Below are 19,025 nucleotides of genomic sequence, written 5' to 3'. Positions count from 1 at the left end.
TGCGGCACAGGATTGCGCCGCATAGCATCAATTTAGTTTACTTCCAGCCGCAAGAGCGACCTTCGTTTTCTTCTTTAAGGTAAGTCATCAATGGATCGAAATATTCGATGATGGCAGAACCATCCATTTCGCGAGTACCAGTGAAGGCTTCAAGCGCATCCGGCCAAGGTTTGGATGCACCCATCTCCATCATTGCATTAAATTTGGTACCAACTTCTTTGTTGTTATAGATTGAACAACGGTGAAGCGGTCCTTCCCATCCTGACATCTCACAAGCAGCTTTGTGGAATTGGAACTGCATTACGAAAGATAGGAAATAACGCAGATAAGGTGTGTTACCCGGAATGTGGTATTTTGAACCCGGGTCAAACGCATCCATTGGGCGATCTGTTGGCGGCGTGATGCCTTGGTATTCTTGGCGCAGTTTTACCCATGCATCATTGTATTCTTCTGGTGTTGTTTCACCACGGAATACCTGCCAACGCCATTTGTCGACCATCAAACCAAATGGCAAGAAGGCGATTTTATCTAGCGCCTGGTTCATCAGCAAACCAGTGTCGGCGGATGCATCAGGAATTTCAGACTCTTCAATCAGGCCAATATCTTTGAGGTAGGAAGGCGTGATTGATAGCGCCAAGAAGTCACCAATGGCTTCGTGGAATCCATCGTGTGCACCGTTTTGGTGGAGATAGTCTTGGTTTTTATAGGCACGTTGATAATAGTTGTGACCTAGTTCGTGGTGAACAGTTTGGAAGTCTTCTGAATTCACCTGTGTACACATTTTGATACGGATATCATCTTTGCTATCCAAATCCCAAGCTGACGCATGACACACGACTTCACGATCACGTGGACGGGTGATTTGCGAGCGTTCCCAGAATGTTTCTGGTAGTGGGTCTAGGCCCATGGATGTGAAGAAGTCTTCAGCAACTTCAACCATTTTGAGCGGTGTGTAGCCTTTCTCTTCTAGCTTGGTTGTCACATCGTAAGATGGTCCAGACGCTTGAGGGCCAACGACATCATAAATGTTTGACCATTGCTGCGCCCACATGTTTCCAAGAAGGTCTGCACGGATGAAACCATCTTCGGATTGAACATCGTCACCGTATTTTTCGTTTAGATCAGCGCGAACTTTACAATGCAATTGGTCATAAAGTGGTTCAACTTGGGTCCAAAGACGCTCAACCTCTTTTTCCATATCCGCTGATGGCATGTCATAGTTTGCAAGCCACATGTCGGCCGTGTCTTTAAAGCCAAGCTCACGCGCACCTTCATTGGCGATTTCTACCATGCGGGCATAGTCGTCTTTCATTGGCTTAGAAATTTCACGCCAGCCAGTCCAAACTGTTGCAAGTTCTTCTGGGTCGCGGCTTTCAGCAATAATGTTGGAAAGCTGCGTAAGGTTCAGCTTCTCGCCTTTGTATTCAAATGTGCCTGTTGAATATGTGCTGTCGAGGCGTGTTGTGAGCGTTGCTAATTCATCAGCAGCGCCTTCAGTTGAAGGGGCTGGAATTGTGATGCCTGCCTTCAAGATTGCCATTTTACGTGCAAGATCGGCTGGAAGATCCATGCCTTCAAATTGCTTCGTGCCATTTGCAAGGCGTACAGCTGCTTCAGTTGTTTTTGCGCCAACTTTAGAGACAAGCCAGTTTGAATCAAAATTGATGTTTGTCGCTTGAAGCCAGTAAACACGGGCGGCGTACTCACCCATTTCAGCAAGTTCAGCTTCTGCGCTTTCAATGAAAGCTTGCGCGTCGGCGACTGTGGGTGCTTTTTTCGCCTCAACTTTGCTAGGAGCTGCTTCTGCAACAGCTTCAGTTTTATGCCACGGCGCTTGTGTTGAAGCACAAGCAGCAACCAGAAGAGCGGCGCTTCCGAGTAGAATTTTTTTCATAGGAGTTTCCCCGATCAAACCATTAACAGGTGATTTATAGTGTTAAGAGAGACCGTCAGCCGAACGGGGTCAATAGGTTGAATTTAAATCTATCAAATTGATTTTTGTATGCATTCATTTGGTTCATCTATGTTGAAAGTTGACCGAAATGGGGTAGGGAGTGCGACGAAATTTTGTGTGGTGATGAGGCTTGGCGATAAAATAAAATAGTTAAGTTTAAATCTGTGGTGCCTCTTGAAATCCGGCTGCAGCTTAGTAACTATAGAAAATGAAGTTTATCCTGTGCGCTATTGCACATTGAGGACAAACAGGCGAGGGAGACACAGATGAGCTTGACTATTTCTCAGGTATTGAAAACCACAACGGGGCAGACATTGGGCGCGCTGAAAGGCGTTCTTGCAAAAGCACAGGCACATGCAGAAGCGATTGGTGTGGAAGATAGCGTTTTCTTAAATGCGCGTCTGGCTCCAGATATGTTTCCTATGGTGCGTCAGGTTCAAATTGCGACAGATATGTCTGCGCGTGGCGCATCGCGTCTATCAGGTCGTGATATGCCCAACCTACCTGATGTTGAAACAAGTTTTGCGCAATTGATTGAGCGTTGTGACAAAGCGATTGCTCACATCATGGAAACGCCAGATGATGCAATTAATGCCAATGCGGATACCGTGTTGGACATTCCAGCGGGTAAAGACAAAACAATGCCCATGACAGGAGCAGAATATACTTTGTCATTTGTGGTGACGAATTTGAACTTTCACGCGACGACAGCTTACGCTTTGCTAAGAAGCCAAGGTGTGCCTCTTGGTAAGCGTGATTATTTAATGCCGCCGCAGGCATAAGTCGGAATATGGATTAGAAAACAATAAGCCCCGAAACACTGACTGTTTCGGGGCTTATTTATGTGTGCTTTTTGAGTGAAGCGATTAATTCACGCTGGCCATGTATTCTGGCATCCAGCCTTCATAAGCTGCTCGCAAATCAGCCAGCGTGATGGATTGATCGCCAAGCTGGATGCTTTCACCTGCAAATTGTCCAATTGGAATTAGAGGAATGTTTGCATCAAGCGCTTGCGTCATGACATCTGAGACATTGCCCGGTGAAATTGCGAGCAAATAGCGGCCTTGGTCTTCGCCAAAATAGTGTGCGAGGAGGTCTGCATCATCGTCTAGCATTGCATTATTGAGGGCAACACCTACACCTGAGCCGATACCCATTTCAGCGGCTGCACATGCAAGGCCACCATCGGATACATCGTGACATGCAGTGACAAGCTTACCTTTAATAAGCGAACGCACAAACTCACCGCGACGTTTTTCTGTGGCAAGGTCTACGGGGGGCGGTGGGCCTTCTTCGCGGCCAACGACTTCGCGTAAGTATAAGCTCGCATTTAGGTGGGTTCCGATATCACCCACAAGCATCAACACATCGCCAAGGCGAGCGGATGAGGCTGTTGTGGTGTACTCGATATCTTTAACAAGGCCGATCCCGCCACACACGGGTGTCGGTGGAATGGCGACGCCGTCTGTTTGGTTGTTGAGCGATACGTTTCCAGAAACAACGGGGAAATCAAGCTCTTTACACGCTTCTGCCATGCCTTCGATCGCCTTAACGATATAGCCCATTGTATCAGGCTTGTTTGGGCTTCCGAAGTTGAGGTTGTTTGTGATGGCGATTGGCTCAGCCCCAACCGAGGAAAGGTTGCGGTAAGCTTCAGCGACGGCTTGTTTGCCGCCTTCAAATGGATCAGCTGCTACATATTGTGGGTTACAGTCTGAACAGATGGCAAGCGCTTTTGATGTGCCATGTACGCGCACGAGGGCTGCGTCTCCACCCGATTGTGAGCTGTCGAGTGTGTCGCCCATAACGTGACGGTCATATTGCTCCCAAATCCAGCGCTTAGAGGCCATGTTTGGCAAGGAAAGCATGGTTTTGAGTGTGGCGGCGAAATCTGTCGGTGTTGGGATTTCGCTACGTGGCACGTCTGGCGCAGCAGATGGAGCGTTCCATGGGAGGTCATATTTTGGAGCATCTTCGGCCAGTGGTGGCACGGGGATGTCACAGACAACTTCTCCAAATTGCTTGAGGACGAAGCGTTTTGTATCGGTTGTGACGCCGATGACTTCTGCATCAAGGTCCCATTTGTCGAAAATCGCTTTAGCTACATCTTCACGACCCGGTTTAAGGATCATCAACATGCGCTCTTGGGATTCAGACAGCATGATTTCAAATGCGGTCATTCCGTATTCACGCTGAGGTACGGCATCAAGGTCCATCTCGATACCGATGCCGCCTTTGTCTGCGATTTCAACGGCAGAAGAAGTTAGGCCGGCTGCGCCCATATCTTGAATAGATTCGATTGCGTCTGTTGCCATCAATTCAAGACAAGCTTCGATCAATAGCTTTTCAGTGAAAGGGGCTCCAACTTGAACTGTTGGGCGTTTTTCTTCATCACCTTCTGCAAATTCAGCAGATGACATGGACGCACCACCAATACCGTCACGGCCCGTTTTCGCACCCACATACATAACGGAGCGACCTGGGACCGCGCCTTTGGCGTAGAAGATTTTGTCTTGGTCAGCCAAACCAACAGCCATCGCATTGACGAGGATATTGCCGTTATAGCCTTTATGAAATTGGGTCTCACCAGCAACAGTTGGTACACCGACACAGTTTCCATAGCCGCCGATACCAGCAACAACACCAGAGACGAGTCCGCGTGTTTTGGGGTGGCTTGTTTCACCAAAACGCAATGCGTTGACGAGCGCCACTGGGCGGGCACCCATTGTGAACACATCACGCAAAATACCGCCAACACCTGTGGCAGCGCCTTGATATGGCTCAATGAATGAAGGGTGGTTGTGGCTTTCCATCTTGAAGATACATGCCTGACCATCATCAATATCTACAACACCTGCATTCTCGCCGGGGCCTTGAATAACGCGAGCACCTTTGGTTGGGAATTTTGCCAAATGCATGCGTGAAGATTTGTAGGAACAGTGTTCGGACCACATTTCACCGATCACGCCAAGCTCAACGCGGTTGGGTGCGCGACCGAGGCGATCAAGCAGCACTTTATATTCTTCAGCGTTGACACCGCGCTCTGCTGCGTCTTGTTCATTTTGAACAGCGAGCATGGCATCAAGAATTTTAACCTGAAGGTCGCGGGCGGGGAGGTTTTGTGAGGTATTTTTCATGATGCGCCACTTAGCATTAACTTGCTCAATGCGCTAGCCACAGCTGGCCGCGATAGAGCACAAAAACAAAATCGTATAATTTGCGGTTTAAGCTGCGTTTTTATAAGACACAATAGCGCTTATGAACTAAGCCTGCCTCTAAACCCATTTGGAGATTACATGACTTATACGCCAGACCCGTTTCATATCTTGAGTTTGAAAACTGATATGCCGAATTCAGAAATTGAAATGCTGGATGAAGCTGAGGCATGGATGGCGATTCGTAAGGCGCGTGATTTTCAATTTCAAACGACGGACCCAGAGCAACGCAAGCTGTTAATGTGCGTTGTGGGCTTTAGTCCCGAAGTAAATGAGCAATATGGGGATGAAGCCTATGCTGCGGGATTTGACGTGGTTGGGAATGTCACCAAGAGGTTGGATTTTCTTGTCTGCGGTCCATCTGCACCGCCATCGAAAATGATGACGGCTGAAAAATTTGGAGCAGAATTGCTGACAGAATCAGAATTTAAGACGCTGTATAAAACAGGCGTATTCCCGAAACGATATTAGAAATTCTTGGAATGGTTTAATCGACCATGCGAATTTCGATTTCGCCGCCTTCAGGCATATCGCGAATTTGCTGTGCTAATTCTTGGTAGAAGCTAATTAATTCTACGAGGGGGGCAGCGGCCATATTCTCGACTGTTTCTTCACCTCCGCCCACAAATGGCATTTTAGGAAAAAGGCGGTGACCATCTGGTAAAGGGCCGTGTACATCTTGCCAGTCATGACAAAGACGCCATGCTGTGAGGCGTGAATATTCTTTTAGAATGCGTGCAGCCCAGCCTTCAAGATCCATTGCAACTCGGACAAATTTCCCGGTTTCCAAATCCATTCGCAAAATGCCTTGGTTGGATGTGAAGAAGGGATAACCGATAGCATCCACTGCAAAAGCATGACTGACACCACCCGTTTTAGGGTATTTGCGTGACCAATTTTGGATCTCTGGGTGGTTGTGTCCCGGTATATTTACAAGGCTTTCATCAGAGAAAACCCAAAGAGCGTTTTCAAGAGAGAAGAAGCCATTATGGGTCGCCAACAAGCTCTTTAGATCGTCATCTTTTATGCTGTCAGCATGTGTTTTAGGACCTAGAGGGGGGGTAGAAATCGATAAAAGCTCTTGTAAGGCAGTCATTTATGAATCCTCTAAGTGTTTGAATGTACGCTTTAACAGGGCTTTGCTTAGGCAGAGACGCTCAGGGATTGAACAAGACTGTCAAACATAATCGCACCATCTGTGCCGCCTTCATGGCCACCAATCGCACGCTCTGGGTGAGGCATCATACCAAGTACGCGGCCATTTTTAGACGTTATACCTGCAATATCACGTGCAGAACCGTTTGGATTTTCACCGGCTGCATATTTGAACGGAATACGGCCATTGCCTTCTAATATATCGAGCGTTTTTTCGTCAGCGAAGTAATTTCCATCATGGTGAGCAATTGGCACCATGATTTCATCCTGAGAGCGGTAAAGACGTGTGAAATCAGTATTTGCGTTTTCTACGATTAAGCGCTGCTGGCGGCAAACAAAGTGCAAAGATGCATTGCGCATTAAGGCACCAGGAAGAAGACCGGTTTCTGTTAAAATTTGAAAGCCGTTACAGACACCGAGGATATAGCCGCCGCGATCTGCGTGTTTTTTTAGAGCCTCAATGACGGGTGAGTTTCCTGCAATGGCTCCACAGCGCAAGTGGTCCCCATAGGAAAAACCGCCTGGGACCATTACGAGGTCTGTGCCTTCAGGGATGCTGGCATCCTTGTGCCATACCATTGATGGTTCTTTGCCTGTTGCACGGTGAAGTGCCGTTTGCGCATCGCGGTCGCAGTTTGATCCGGGGAATACAATAACGGCAGTTTTCATTTTCAAAGGCACCTTTTAAAATTAGGTCGGCAAGTTGGGAAGAGAGGAAGGAGCCAGCTTTCACTGGCTCATACGCTTAAGCGAGTTCGATCTCGTATTTTTCTATCACTGTGTTGGCGAGAAGTTTTTCGCACATTTCAGTGACGCGTGCTTGAGCTGCGGAAGCATCAAGGCCGTCTTCAAGCTCAAGTTCAATCACTTTACCCACGCGCACTTCGCCTACTTCATCAAAGCCAAGGCGGGAGAGTGTGTCGGCTACTGTTTTGCCTTGTGGGTCAAGAACACCAGGCTTCAAACTAACATGTACACGCGCTTTCATTATTTATCTCCACCAATAGAAACGATGTCTGCACCGCTACCTGCTTCGTTCTCTTTGATTATGCCCAAACGGCGTGCCACTTCAGAATAAGCTTCTGTTATTCCACCCATGTCACGACGGAAACGGTCTTTATCCATTTTTTCGTTTGTTTCCATATCCCACAAACGGCAGCAATCTGGGCTGATTTCGTCTGCGAGGATAACGCGCACAGTGTCACCTTCAAAGTGACGGCCATACTCCACTTTGAAGTCGATCAATTTGATCCCGATTGCTGCAAACATGCCAGCAAGGAAATCATTGATACGCAATGTCATGGAGATCATGTCATCGACTTCTTGAGGGGATGCCCAATTGAATGCACCAATGTGCTCTTCAGTGACAAGCGGGTCACCCAGTTCATCTTTTTTATAGTAAAACTCGATCAAGGAGCGTGGCAATTGCGTGCCTTCTTCAAGGCCTAAGCGCTTGGCAATTGAGCCAGCTGCAACGTTTCTGCACACGACTTCAAGCGGAATAATTTCTGCTTGTTTGATCAATTGCTCACGCATGTTCAAGCGTTTGATAAAGTGAGTCGGTAAGCCGATACCCGCTAAACGCGTGAAGATAAGTTCGGAAATGCGGTTGTTGAGAACACCTTTTCCATCAAGCACAGCGCGCTTTTCAGCATTGTTCGCGGTCGCGTCATCCTTAAAATACTGAATGATTGTCCCAGGTTCTGGTCCTTCATAAAGGATCTTTGCCTTACCTTCGTAGATTTTCCGGCCGCGCGCCATACGTATGTGCTCCTGATGTTTGCCTGCCATATGCAGACCCCGTCTGGTATTCAATGAGAATGCATAGTCCCCATACAGAAAAAATTCTATACTGGATAGCATGTGCAGAGTCGCGTTCTTTATCACTTATTTTTTGCAGAAACGAAGCTTAAAGGTGAAATAGTGCGAATTTGACTGAAAATCTTGCTTTTATGTCGCGCCAACCATAGCTAAAGACTAGGCTATATATGCTGATGTGCTAACAGATTTGAGTGCATTCTATAATTATCGGAGATCCGCAATGACAACATTTGATAAGCGTGAGCAAGCGTTTGAAGCTAAATTTGCGCAAGATGAAAGCTTGCGCTTTAAAGCGTCAGCACGCCGTAATAAATTGCTGGGTCTATGGGCCGCAGATATTATGGGCCTGACAGGTGCAGATGCTGAAGCGTATGCAAAAGAAGTGATTAAAGCTGACTTTGAAGAAGTTGGAGATGATGACGTATTCCGCAAAGTGCGTGATGACATTGCCGCTAAAGGCATTGACCGTTCAGATCACCAAATCAAAAAGCAAATGGAAGATTTGCTTGCAGTCGCTAAAACACAAATAATGGGCGAAACTGAATAGTTTCTCTTTAATCTGAGTTTTTAAAAGCCTCCCGCCTATGATGAGCGGGAGGCTTTTTTATTGCGAGATATATAAAGTGATTAAGCAGAAGCTTGGTTTAGCTTTTCAGCCATTGCTTTGCTATCGTCAGCTTGTGTGATGACATCGACGATTTGATTGCTTCGCGTGTCAAAGAGGATGACGAGGCCTGTCTTGGGCTTTCCGTCTAAAAATTCACGCAGCTGTGGCTCAACGCCGAGTGCGTCAGCTTGCTCCCAGAAATGCGCTTTCTTTTTGTCTGTGTAGTCAATTGTAGAGAAAGCAATATCGGCAAATTCATTTGCATCTCGTGCAGCAGCCATTTTCGGTGCGATTGCTTTACATGAGGGGCACCAGCTTGCATCAAGTTTTATTGCTTTTAGAGTTGTGTCTGCATGCGCTTGCGCTGGCATCGCTGTCGCGGCTTTAGGCTTTTCACCAGCAATTGCTGTGAGCGAGACTGCGAGCGTGGAAAGTGTAAGGGACGCAGTGAGAGCTGTTTTTAGAAGGTATTTCATTTGTATCTCTGCCTTAGTTTGTTTTGAGGGGCATTCTTTGAATACGCATTGAAATGCTCGAATGCACGCAAACAAATCCTCACCTTCGCTCACTTATGCGTGTATTTGGCACAATTAGGGGCGAGCAGAAGAAATATGGTTAATGGAATATGGCTGCCTATTAAACAATATGCGTGCTTATGAACACGCGCCCTAAATGTATTTGCGCTAATGTGGAAAAATACCAAACCACCCATAAAGAGGTGGCCTGTTAAAACTTAAGTAGCCATTGAGGGAAGACCGCCCATGAAACAATTCCAAGCTCGTGCTCGCGCTGAAGAAGCTGTATATGCGAACAAACAAACATCTGAATTTTTAATTCAAGCGCGAGGCCTTCGCCAATTGGGTGAATGGGCGGCAAAAGAATTGATGGGTGAAAATACGCCAGGCGTTGCAATTTATGCTGAAGCGTTGGTGCGTTCAGGCATTGCTGGAAGTGATGCTTTCAAAGTGGTTGAAGATGATCTGCGCCTAGCGGGACATGCTGAAAGTTCTGCGCAAGTCCCAACCCGTTTCCAAGAATACCTAGAACAAGCCCGTAATCTAAACGCCTAAATCAATAGATTGAAAACGGGTCTTTATTGTGCTGCCTGTACACGCTTGTTTGCTGGTGGGCAGAAAATGGATCCTGTTTCACGTTTGCCGATTGGCGTTGTGCGGACAATCTCTCTTGCAGCCACTATCTGCATCTCGATTGCGTCACTTGTCATAGTGCGATTGACGCAATCAATTTTTTCTCCTGAATCTGCTGATACAAGAACACCAAGACCAGTAAGACCTGCATAATCAGCAAAGACACCCGCTAGAAATGTGCCATTCACCTGCTCATAAGCTTGAGCCATTGTGTCGCCATTGGTGAAATCAAGTTCGACACGCTCAATAGAGCCATCGTTAAAGCGTGTTGCTGCTTCATTTATGCGCGGGTCCAGAATTTTACAATTGGGGCACCATTCTGCTGTGAGATTCACAAGATATACTTCTTGTGCCTGAGCGGGAGGTGATAGCAATGTCACTAAAGACGCGGCAACAAGGCCCATCGCGGTGAGGACGGATAGTCTAATCTTTTTCACGGGTTCTACTCTCATACGGCTATTCTACATATTCCATTGCAGCTGCAAATGGGTTTCAGCAGTTCTCTTACATATGAGTGTCGAACGTAGGGTGAATGTAAACTCACAAATTTGTGTGCAACATAAAGGCGTTGTTTACTAAAAAACACGCCTGTTAACAGGCGTGTTTTCTATTTTAATCATTGGTCTGATATAGACGATTTAAGAGCTTTTTAGCCAAAAACGCGCTTGAAAATGTGATCAACATTTTTGAAGTGATATTCAAGATCAAATAGGCTTTCGATTTTTTCGTCTGAAAGTTTGCTGTTCACATCATCATCACCTTTTAGGTAATTCATGAAATCGCCTTCACCGCGGTTTGGGTTATCCCATACACGCATCGCATTGCGTTGTACGAGGCGGTAGGCATCTTCGCGGGATGTGCCAGCTTCAACAAGCGCAAGCAAAACGCGTTGTGAATTGTGTAGGCCACCAAGCTTGTTAAGGTTGTTCAGCATGTTGTCTGGGTAGATAACGAGGTTCTCGATTACGCCTGCGAGACGGTGCAATGCAAAATCAAGATGGATTGTCGCATCAGGGCCGATACCACGCTCAACTGATGAGTGGGAGATGTCACGCTCATGCCATAGGGCAACATTTTCTAAAGCCGGCGTAACAGCTGAACGCACAAGGCGCGCTAGGCCTGTCAAGTTTTCCGTTAGCACAGGGTTGCGCTTGTGCGGCATGGCGGATGAGCCTTTTTGGCCTGCCGAGAAAAATTCTTCAGCTTCTAGAACTTCTGTACGTTGTAGGTGACGAATTTCTGTAGCGATGTTTTCAATCGTAGACGCGATAACACCAAGAGCCGCAAAGAAAGCAGCGTGACGGTCGCGTGGAATAACCTGAGTAGATACCGGCTCTGCCACCATGCCTAAGCGTTCAGCGACCATTTCTTCTACACGTGGATCTATGTTAGCAAATGTTCCGACGGCACCAGAAATCGCACATGTTGCAATCTCTTCTCTTGCAGCTTCGAGGCGTTTTTTATTGCGCTGCATTTGAGCGTGAAAGCCCGCAAGCTTTAATCCAAATGTTGTTGGTTCTGCGTGAATGCCGTGGCTGCGACCAATTGTTGGCGTCAGTTTGTGCTCAATCGCACGCTTCTCTAATGCAGTAAGAACGCGCTCAACACCTTTCATAAGAAGGTCGGCCGCGTGTTTCATTTGAACAGCGAGGCAAGTGTCTAGTACGTCTGAAGATGTCATGCCCTTGTGTAGGAAACGTGCGTCTTCACCTACGTGTTCAGCTACAGATGTGAGGAAAGCAATGACATCATGTTTTACTTCGCGCTCAATCTCGTCCACACGATCTACATCAAAAGCACCGCGTTCGCGTGCCGAAACAGCTGCTTCTTTAGGGATGTACCCAAGTTCGGCCATTGCCTCTGCGGCGAGGGTTTCGATTTCGAGCCACACGCCATAGCGCGCTTCAGGTGTCCAGATTGCAGTCATCTCAGGGCGAGCATAACGAGGGATCATATCACATGTGTCCTTGGGGAAGCTGAGTTTAATTATCTGACTGTTGTAAAACAGGAGATATTCCAAGGTATCAAGTGCCAATGGGGGGATTTCTGTCATAAAAATATTATGCAACTCAAGTGATACATAAATTTCATGGAAATTTGTGACTAATTTCAAGGATTACTGCTAAAAGCTCTAGCGACGAAGAGCGAATGGGTTATGATGGTTGTAGCTTTGAAGTCGGCTTTAGGGGGCTATGTATTTTGTACATGCCAGGGCAGGCTGCATCCGCCGTTCAGGATTCATTCATGCGGAGGATGTGTATCTAGCTGAGAGGGTAATGTGGCGTGTGCCACGTTTCAATTAGGGGAGAAGTCAAGATGGCTACCAAAACACTTATGCTTTCCGCTGCTGCGGTTGTTGGACTTACAGGCGTTGCTAACGCTCAAGATGCTGGTTACCCGCCAGAAGCTCAACCAGGTCAATGTTTCGCTCGTGTGTTGATTCCAGAAACAACACAAATCGTGACTGAAGAAGTGATCGATCAACCTGAGCGTACTGAAATTAAAGTTATTCAAGCTCAGTACGAAACAGTAACAGAGACTGTTGTCGTTAAAGAAGCAACGACACAATACCGTGTTGTTCCTGCGACATACGAAACTGTAACTGAGCAAGTTATTGTTGAACCAGAGAAAACAGAAAAAATTGTTATCCCTGCAACAATCGAAACATACACAGAGCAAGTTCTTGTGCGTCCTGCGTACACAACTTGGAAACCAGGTGCTGGTCTTTACGGTCGCGGTAACGCTGGCTTTGGTCCAGGCACAACAAACACAACTGCAACAACAGGTGAGCTTCTTTGTAAAGTTGAAGTTCCTGCTGAGTACACAACAGTTACTCGCACACGTGTTGCTACTCCAGAGACAACAGACGTTCGCGTCATCCCTGCGCGTTACGAAACTGTGACGAAGCAAGTTGTTTCCCAACCTGCACAAGTTGTAGAAGACGTGATCCCAGCTGTAACTGAAACAGTTGAAGTTCGCAAAATGGTATCTCCTGCACGTGAAGAAGTTATCGCTATTCCGGCAACTTACAAAACTATCGAGAAGCGTGAAGTTACTGGTGGCGGCGGTGTCGAATGGCGCCAAGTTCTTTGTGACACAAACACATCTTCAACACAGATTGCTGCAGTTCAAAGAGCTCTTACAGATGCTGGATACTCAGTTCCTGCTGATGGTGTGTTCGGTGCGGCAACATTGACTGCTATGGAATCATACCAACGTGCAAACGGTCTTCCAGTGGGTTACCTCACAGTAAGCACTGTTGAATCACTAGGTCTATCTGCAAACTAAAGTTTGCATTAAGCTTCTCCTTAGAGGCTCAATAAATTTAAACCCCGATATGGCTGGCCATGTCGGGGTTTTTTATGACAAATTCTATCAAAGTTTATGCGGGGAGAAGAAAACTTAAATCAGCCCCTTTGCCTTTAAGCTTGTAATTCCGTTTTTTCCGACAATTAGATGGTCATGGATGGAGATCTCTAATGGCTCAAATGCATCCATGATTTCCCGTGTGACATTGATATCTGCGTTGGAAGGTGTTGGATCACCCGAAGGGTGATTGTGCACAAGTATTAAGGCTGAAGCTGATAATTCCAGTGCGCGTTTGGCAAGTTCTCTTGGATATACGGGGGCGTGATTGATTGTGCCCTGAGATTGGCGTTCGTCTGCGATGAGCTGATTTTTGTGATCAAGAAACAGAACGCGAAACTGTTCTTCTGTCTCATGTTGAAGTGCGATTTTTACATGAGATAAAAGGGCTCCCCAATTTGAAATAACTGGGCGGGCTTTTATCTCTTCAAGGGAGACGCGTTGATTGAGGAGGTGGGTTGTATGGATATAGGTTGCGCATGTTTCGCCCACGCCTTCAACTTCGGTTAGTCGCTTAACCGATGCAGCCATAACACCCGAAATGCCGCCAAATTTTGCGATAAGGGCTTTGGCGATGGGTTTTACATCTCTGCGGGGAATGAAAGCGAAAAGCAGTAATTCAAGCAACTCATAATCAGGCAGGCTTGCGCCGTGTCCTGATAGCACACGCTCTCGCAATCGGTCGCGATGGCCATGATAGTGTTTGGTTGTTTTGCTCGCTTTAGGTGTCGGTGAGATGGAAGGAGAAGGGGAAGGTGCATTAAACAAAGAAAGAGTATCTTCAACACTGCCTCCATTAGATTCAGGCGGGGTATGCAGTGCCGATTGAGGCTTTTCTCTATTCATGCGCGTTCCCCCAACACGATAACTTATTTAGGCTTTGGCCTTTTTGACCGTGTGTGGAGTATCCAAACCTTTGGGCGATGAGGTGAAGATTTCATAGCCTGTTTCGGTCACACCGATAGAGTGTTCGAATTGAGCAGTAAGTGAGCGATCACGTGTAACAGCAGTCCAGCCATCAGGCAGGAGCGCTACATCTTTCTTACCAAGATTGATCATTGGTTCGATTGTGAAAATCATGCCTGCTTTCAATTCGGGGCCTGTGCCACGGCGGCCATAATGAAGAATATTTGGTGCATCGTGAAATAGCTTACCCAAGCCATGACCACAAAAAGCCTCTACGACGGAGCAACGTTGTGCTTCAGCATATTCTTGAATTGCAGCGCCAATATCACCTGTTGTTGCACCGGGTTTTACTTCGGCAAGCCCGCGCATCAAACATTCATACGTAATATCCATTAAGCGCGCGGCTTTGCGTTTTGGTTCTCCGGCGACAAACATGCGGGATGTGTCACCATGCCAGCCATCAACGAGTGAGGTAATATCGATGTTAAGAATATCGCCGTCTTTAAGTTGCTTTTTGTGGGTTGGAATACCGTGACAAACAACGTGGTTGAGCGAGGTACAAAGTGAATGGCGATATCCGCGATACATCATAGTAGCGGCGAGGGAGTCGTGATCGAACAAAAATTCACGCGCTAAATCATCCAGATGCCCTGTAGTTACACCGGGCTTTACTTCATCAACAAGCATATCAAGGCAGCGGGCCGATAAGTTTCCGGCCTTGCGCATTCCTTCAAACCCTTCAGGCCCGTGGAGGCGGATAGCGCCTGTGTTGCGAAGGGGCATGGTGTTGGCGTCAATATAATTCATTGCGTGCGTGTTCCGGTGTGGTGTGAGGCTTTTAAATCTTGCAAAATATATCGCAAAATGTGTGTAAAGCCTGACAAATGCATTTCAATATCTGTTAAGTTGCAAGCATAGCATATAAGTTCAACCCCTGCGAAGGTCGTAGGGCTGAATTGTACCGATATAAAACGGCAAATTATTAGAAAATTCGTGCGTCAGATGGGAATTGAATATGACAAGTCAAAAAGAGGCCGTCAAAAAAGTAAGTGCTGCTGTTCTTTTGATTGGAGATGAAATTCTGTCTGGGCGTACGCAAGATGTGAACTTGCAAACGATCGCCCAGTATTTGGCTCCCCTTGGGATTAGCGTAGCGCAGGCGCGTATTATAGCTGATGACGAAGCCACCATCATTGAGGCTGTGCGTACTTTGAGTGCCGAATATGATTATGTTTTTACAACTGGCGGCATAGGTCCTACGCACGATGACATAACTGCTGAATGCGTCGCAAAGGCATTTAATGTGGGAATATCTGTTCGCGATGATGCGCGCAAAGTTCTTGAGGATTGGTACGCGCAATCTGATCGTGAGGTGACGGATGCACGCTTGAGGATGGCGCGAATTCCAGATGGTGCATCTCTCATTGAAAATCCCGTGTCTGGCGCCCCCGGATTCGTAATCAAAAATGTGCATGTCATGGCTGGGGTGCCCCGCATAATGCGCGCAATGCTACATAATGTTGGGCCGACGCTTAAAGGTGGGGCCGTCGTGTACGGTAGAACAGTACGTGCTGATGGAATGCGCGAAGGTGATATCGCAAAAGAATTGGGTGTGGTTGCGGCGCAAATGCCGGATTTGAGTTTTGGCTCTTACCCTTGGTTTACTGATAATGATTCTGGTGTGGCGCTCGTTGTGCGTGGGACGGATACTGCACGATTGAGTGAAGCTGTAGAGCAGCTTATGAAATTAGCCAGAGATAAAGGGCGGGAGCCGGAAGTCACAACGCATTGAATGCGAGATAAGGCTTGGTTACGAGCCGTGATACACAAAAGCGAAAAAACAAAACATGCAATGCTTTGAGTAGGTTTAAGGCGCTTCATATCGTGAATGTGTATGGATTGATGGCTGCTTCGCGTGAATTTTCATGCTCAACACAGTTTTTACGGCTATTTTACTATCCAGAATAAGTAGGTAGAAAGCTGATATAAGGGCGTCAAACCCTTGTTGGATATGATCTATTTCATAAAAATGTGATTTTCTGCATAATTAAGGGCATAAACGGCTTGCAATTGCCTGCTGTGTCTGGCTAACAATGCGTCTGTTGCGGGCGTGGCGAAATTGGTAGACGCGCCAGACTTAAAATCTGTTGGCCGAAAGGCCGTGCCGGTTCGATTCCGGCCGTCCGCACCATTTTATTGTTTTTCTTGATCCGAAATGGTCTAAAAATACTAGGAAAAACAACAATATACACCCTAAAATGAGAAATTGTTAGTCCGATGCTATCCGGCAAAGGGTGTTGGTATCCAGCCTATTTGTTGGTAGAATTGTTGGTATATTCCCAATTCAACGCCGTTTTGAAATAAAATATACCAACAAATGCCCCTAAATGACTTACAAATCAAAAAGTTACGTGCAACCGACAAACAGTTAAAGAAAGCTGATGGTGGTGGGCTTTATCTGGAAGTAAACCCGAAGGGCTCAAAGCTTTGGCGCATGGCTTATCGATTCGAAGGCAAGCAAAAGCTTCTATCGTTTGGTAAATATCCTGAAGTCTCGCTTGCGAAGGCGCGTGAAAAGCGTTTTGAAGCCAAAACATTGCTTGCCGATGGAATTGATCCACAAGCGAAGAAAAACGAAGAGCGCAAGCAGGCAATCGCTGAAACCCAAAACACGTTTAGCAATCTTGCGAATGAGCTTATCGAAAAGAAGATTAAAGAAGGACGCGCGGATTCTACGATAACTAAAATTAGATGGTGTTTCAGTTTGGTTGATGATGCATTGGGGCATAGGGCGGTTGCGGATATTAAATCTCCCGAAGTACTGGACGCTTTGCGCGTTATCGAAGCCAAAGGCAATTATGAGACGGCCCATCGCGTGCGCGGTCTGGTTGGAGAGGTGTTTCGATATGCGATCGCAACAGGGCGGGCGGATTATGATCCGACATTTGCTCTAAAGGGGGCTTTGGTTGCTGTTCAGGTGACGCATAGGGCGGCGGTAACCGATTGGAATGCTTTTAAGGAGCTTTTGGCTGCGGTGTGGTCGTATGAAGGCGCATCGCCTGCAACGCGGGCTGCTTTAAAGCTAATGGCTATTTTATACCCACGTCCTGGCGAATTGCGATTGTCGCGTTGGGATGAATTTGATCTGAAACAAGGTATATGGGAAATCCCCAAAGAGCGCACGAAAATGCGGAGGCCGCATCAAAAGCCATTGCCGCCGCTTGCAATAAATATCCTAAAAGAACTTCACGAATGGTCTGGCGATTGTGAGCTTCCTTTTCGTTCAGATATTGGGCGCGCCAAACCCATAAGCGAAAATACCATGAACCAAGCTTTGCGGCGGTTGGGCTATGGCAAAACGGAAATGGTATCTCACGGCTTTAGAGCGACGGCTTCAACCTTATTGAATGAAAGCGGCAAATGGGATGCCGATGCAATCGAAGCTGAATTGGCGCATGTCGGGTCTGATGAAATCCGCCGCGCCTATCATCGCGGAAAATATTGGGATGAGCGCATTCGCATGAGCAATTGGTGGGCGCAAGAGATTGAGCAAGTTATTCATAGGTAATCTCATTTTGTAAGTACTATTGTTATTAACACAATATATAGTGTTTTCACCTTGCTTTGGCCCAATTTGGACGATCTCATATAAACCCAAGCGTTATAAACCTTGGGAGGCTTCAATGTCTGAAATGTCCGAACCGCGCTCGAAAGAGAAAGAAACTGGAATCAGTTTGACTGGGGCCGCACGGTATAGGGAGGCTAACTTTGAATGTTGGGCCAAGAGGGCGTTTTGGCTACCCGAAGAAATAGCAGCACTGTCTTTGGAAAAAGACCCTTCGTCTTTGAATGAGTCTTCAGTTGGTGAAGTTGCTCTTTCAAATATAGGTTTAGAATTTTTAGAAATCTCTGAGACAGTACGGCGAGCGGTGTTGGGTAAGCAGATACCAGAAAAGTGCCAGCCTGATGTTGCTATTCATTGGATGAAAAAATTTGATTTAAAAGTACCCGAGGCGTTGGAAATTCACGTCAGCTATTTTTATCCTTCTTTTGATTGGAAAGAAGCTTTTCTAAATTTTCATAAGCAGGTTGTTCTAAATTACGATATTTTTTTAGATGAGTTGGGCATTGAGAGAGAGCCGGCAGAGTTGTTTGGTGTCGAACGGTTGGAAAACTTGAGCCAACAGATTGTAGACAAAATAAAGGATATTCCAAATCAGGGTGAACAAATCGAAGAACATGCAAAGCTTGATGCGATTGATCAGTATAACTGTGTCGCGAACGACAACATTAACCCGGATGACAACACCAAGGTTTTCCAATCACGAGACAAACTCTTAGTTGGTATGTTCATAAGTAAATACCACTATGACATCAATGCCAAGAAACAGAAGGCGTTTGTAAAAGTGGTTGATGACCTTCAGAGGTGTGGAATTTCTCTTACATACGAAACTTCAAAGCAACATTTGTTAGAAGCGATAGACAGGGTGAGACCTCCTTTGAGCGATGACAACTAGTTGTTCGAATTCGGTTATTCAAATTCGATTTGCAAATTTATTTTTTCAATTCGAACACAAGCTTTATCGAACATTCCAAGATGATCTCGTCTTTAAATAAACGAGGTTAGACCAATGTACGACACTTACGAATTCCCCCAGACAGGCTACGTACGCCTAAAGCAAATCATCGCGCCATATGGCCCCATACCAGTCTCTAAATCGACTTGGTGGGCAGGGGTCAAAGATGGTCGTTTTCCAAAGCCTCGCAAACTAGGTAGCCGTGTCACCGTTTGGAAGGCGGACGAGATACGCGCTTTGTATGAAACAGACTCGCAAAACTAGAGTGAGAGAGGA

General features: G+C 46.6%; 20 protein-coding genes and 1 tRNA gene. 10 read left to right on the top strand and 11 right to left on the bottom strand.

The features are described from left to right. Nucleotides 1-37: 37 nt before the first annotated feature. Nucleotides 38-1,894, bottom strand: coding sequence for a M2 family metallopeptidase (locus ACFQS8_RS08945; protein WP_382166978.1), 1,857 nt, complete (start codon nt 1,892-1,894; stop codon nt 38-40). A 326-nt stretch (nt 1,895-2,220) separates the two neighbouring features. On the opposite strand from ACFQS8_RS08945, the gene ACFQS8_RS08940 reads away from it, so the two are divergent. Continuing rightward, entirely contained in the window at nt 2,221-2,736 is a 516-nt protein-coding gene (locus ACFQS8_RS08940; RefSeq protein WP_382166977.1) for a DUF1993 domain-containing protein, read from the top strand. Between the two features lie 84 nt (nt 2,737-2,820). Here ACFQS8_RS08940 and purL read toward each other — a convergent pair whose 3' ends face one another. Next, nucleotides 2,821-5,031, bottom strand: coding sequence for a phosphoribosylformylglycinamidine synthase subunit PurL (purL, locus tag ACFQS8_RS08935; RefSeq protein WP_382168582.1), 2,211 nt, complete (start codon nt 5,029-5,031; stop codon nt 2,821-2,823). A 219-nt stretch (nt 5,032-5,250) separates the two neighbouring features. Between purL and ACFQS8_RS08930 the strand changes: the two genes are divergently transcribed. Beyond that, on the top strand, nt 5,251-5,640 hold the full coding sequence (locus ACFQS8_RS08930; protein ID WP_382166976.1) for a BRCT domain-containing protein: 390 nt from the start codon (nt 5,251-5,253) through the stop codon (nt 5,638-5,640). A gap of 16 nt (nt 5,641-5,656) precedes the next feature. Here the strand turns inward: ACFQS8_RS08930 and ACFQS8_RS08925 are convergent, their stop codons facing one another. From ACFQS8_RS08925 to purC, 4 genes are all read right to left on the bottom strand, one after another. Beyond that, nucleotides 5,657-6,265 (bottom strand): hypothetical protein, encoded by a 609-nt coding sequence (locus ACFQS8_RS08925; RefSeq protein WP_382166975.1) that lies wholly within the window; start codon nt 6,263-6,265, stop codon nt 5,657-5,659. A 47-nt stretch (nt 6,266-6,312) separates the two neighbouring features. Next, nucleotides 6,313-6,993, bottom strand: a complete 681-nt coding sequence (gene purQ / locus ACFQS8_RS08920; protein WP_382166974.1) for a phosphoribosylformylglycinamidine synthase subunit PurQ — start codon at nt 6,991-6,993, stop codon at nt 6,313-6,315. A gap of 76 nt (nt 6,994-7,069) precedes the next feature. Further along, nucleotides 7,070-7,312: a phosphoribosylformylglycinamidine synthase subunit PurS gene (gene purS, locus ACFQS8_RS08915; RefSeq protein ID WP_382166973.1), complete on the bottom strand. Its 243-nt coding sequence runs from the start codon at nt 7,310-7,312 to the stop codon at nt 7,070-7,072. Continuing rightward, nucleotides 7,312-8,085, bottom strand: coding sequence for a phosphoribosylaminoimidazolesuccinocarboxamide synthase (gene purC / locus ACFQS8_RS08910; RefSeq protein WP_382168580.1), 774 nt, complete (start codon nt 8,083-8,085; stop codon nt 7,312-7,314). Before purC ends, purS begins: the two co-directional genes overlap by 1 nt. A gap of 280 nt (nt 8,086-8,365) precedes the next feature. Between purC and ACFQS8_RS08905 the strand changes: the two genes are divergently transcribed. Continuing rightward, nucleotides 8,366-8,692 (top strand): DUF1476 domain-containing protein, encoded by a 327-nt coding sequence (locus ACFQS8_RS08905; protein WP_382166972.1) that lies wholly within the window; start codon nt 8,366-8,368, stop codon nt 8,690-8,692. 80 nt (nt 8,693-8,772) lie between these two features. Here ACFQS8_RS08905 and ACFQS8_RS08900 read toward each other — a convergent pair whose 3' ends face one another. Beyond that, nucleotides 8,773-9,228, bottom strand: coding sequence for a TlpA family protein disulfide reductase (locus ACFQS8_RS08900; RefSeq protein ID WP_382166971.1), 456 nt, complete (start codon nt 9,226-9,228; stop codon nt 8,773-8,775). Nucleotides 9,229-9,513: 285 nt separating this feature from the next. Here ACFQS8_RS08900 and ACFQS8_RS08895 point away from each other — a divergent pair, with 285 nt between their 5' ends. Then, nucleotides 9,514-9,822: an ATPase inhibitor subunit zeta gene (locus tag ACFQS8_RS08895; protein ID WP_382166970.1), complete on the top strand. Its 309-nt coding sequence runs from the start codon at nt 9,514-9,516 to the stop codon at nt 9,820-9,822. Between the two features lie 23 nt (nt 9,823-9,845). On the opposite strand, the gene ACFQS8_RS08890 is transcribed toward ACFQS8_RS08895, so the two are convergent. Together ACFQS8_RS08890 and purB are read right to left on the bottom strand one after the other, a co-directional pair. Next, complete coding sequence (locus tag ACFQS8_RS08890) at nt 9,846-10,337, bottom strand: thioredoxin family protein (protein WP_382166969.1); 492 nt, start codon at nt 10,335-10,337, stop codon at nt 9,846-9,848. A gap of 212 nt (nt 10,338-10,549) precedes the next feature. After that, nucleotides 10,550-11,854 (bottom strand): adenylosuccinate lyase, encoded by a 1,305-nt coding sequence (gene purB / locus ACFQS8_RS08885; RefSeq protein ID WP_382166968.1) that lies wholly within the window; start codon nt 11,852-11,854, stop codon nt 10,550-10,552. 362 nt (nt 11,855-12,216) lie between these two features. Between purB and ACFQS8_RS08880 the strand changes: the two genes are divergently transcribed. After that, a complete protein-coding gene (locus tag ACFQS8_RS08880; protein WP_382166967.1) occupies nt 12,217-13,188 on the top strand; it encodes a peptidoglycan-binding domain-containing protein in 972 nt (323 codons plus the stop codon). Nucleotides 13,189-13,302: 114 nt separating this feature from the next. Here ACFQS8_RS08880 and radC read toward each other — a convergent pair whose 3' ends face one another. Next, entirely contained in the window at nt 13,303-14,112 is an 810-nt protein-coding gene (gene radC / locus ACFQS8_RS08875) for a RadC family protein (protein WP_382166966.1), read from the bottom strand. Between the two features lie 27 nt (nt 14,113-14,139). Then, complete coding sequence (gene map, locus ACFQS8_RS08870) at nt 14,140-14,979, bottom strand: type I methionyl aminopeptidase (RefSeq protein ID WP_382166965.1); 840 nt, start codon at nt 14,977-14,979, stop codon at nt 14,140-14,142. A gap of 208 nt (nt 14,980-15,187) precedes the next feature. Here map and ACFQS8_RS08865 point away from each other — a divergent pair, with 208 nt between their 5' ends. The 5 genes from ACFQS8_RS08865 (at nt 15,188) to ACFQS8_RS08845 (ending at nt 19,013) form a co-directional block, all read left to right on the top strand. Then, nucleotides 15,188-15,964: a competence/damage-inducible protein A gene (locus ACFQS8_RS08865; RefSeq protein WP_382166964.1), complete on the top strand. Its 777-nt coding sequence runs from the start codon at nt 15,188-15,190 to the stop codon at nt 15,962-15,964. Between the two features lie 312 nt (nt 15,965-16,276). After that, nucleotides 16,277-16,363: transfer RNA gene (locus ACFQS8_RS08860), tRNA-Leu, on the top strand. Between the two features lie 186 nt (nt 16,364-16,549). Beyond that, nucleotides 16,550-17,740, top strand: a complete 1,191-nt coding sequence (locus tag ACFQS8_RS08855; protein ID WP_382166963.1) for a tyrosine-type recombinase/integrase — start codon at nt 16,550-16,552, stop codon at nt 17,738-17,740. Nucleotides 17,741-17,855: 115 nt separating this feature from the next. Beyond that, complete coding sequence (locus ACFQS8_RS08850; RefSeq protein ID WP_382166962.1) at nt 17,856-18,689, top strand: hypothetical protein; 834 nt, start codon at nt 17,856-17,858, stop codon at nt 18,687-18,689. A 114-nt stretch (nt 18,690-18,803) separates the two neighbouring features. Further along, nucleotides 18,804-19,013: a helix-turn-helix transcriptional regulator gene (locus ACFQS8_RS08845; protein ID WP_382166961.1), complete on the top strand. Its 210-nt coding sequence runs from the start codon at nt 18,804-18,806 to the stop codon at nt 19,011-19,013. Nucleotides 19,014-19,025: the final 12 nt, after the last annotated feature.

The sequence above is a fragment of the Hirschia litorea genome, assembly GCF_042665075.1.
GTDB lineage: Bacteria > Pseudomonadota > Alphaproteobacteria > Caulobacterales > Hyphomonadaceae > Hirschia > Hirschia litorea.
The sequence above is the reverse complement of the archived record's forward strand: the minus strand, read 5'-3'. Positions and strand labels throughout refer to the sequence as shown.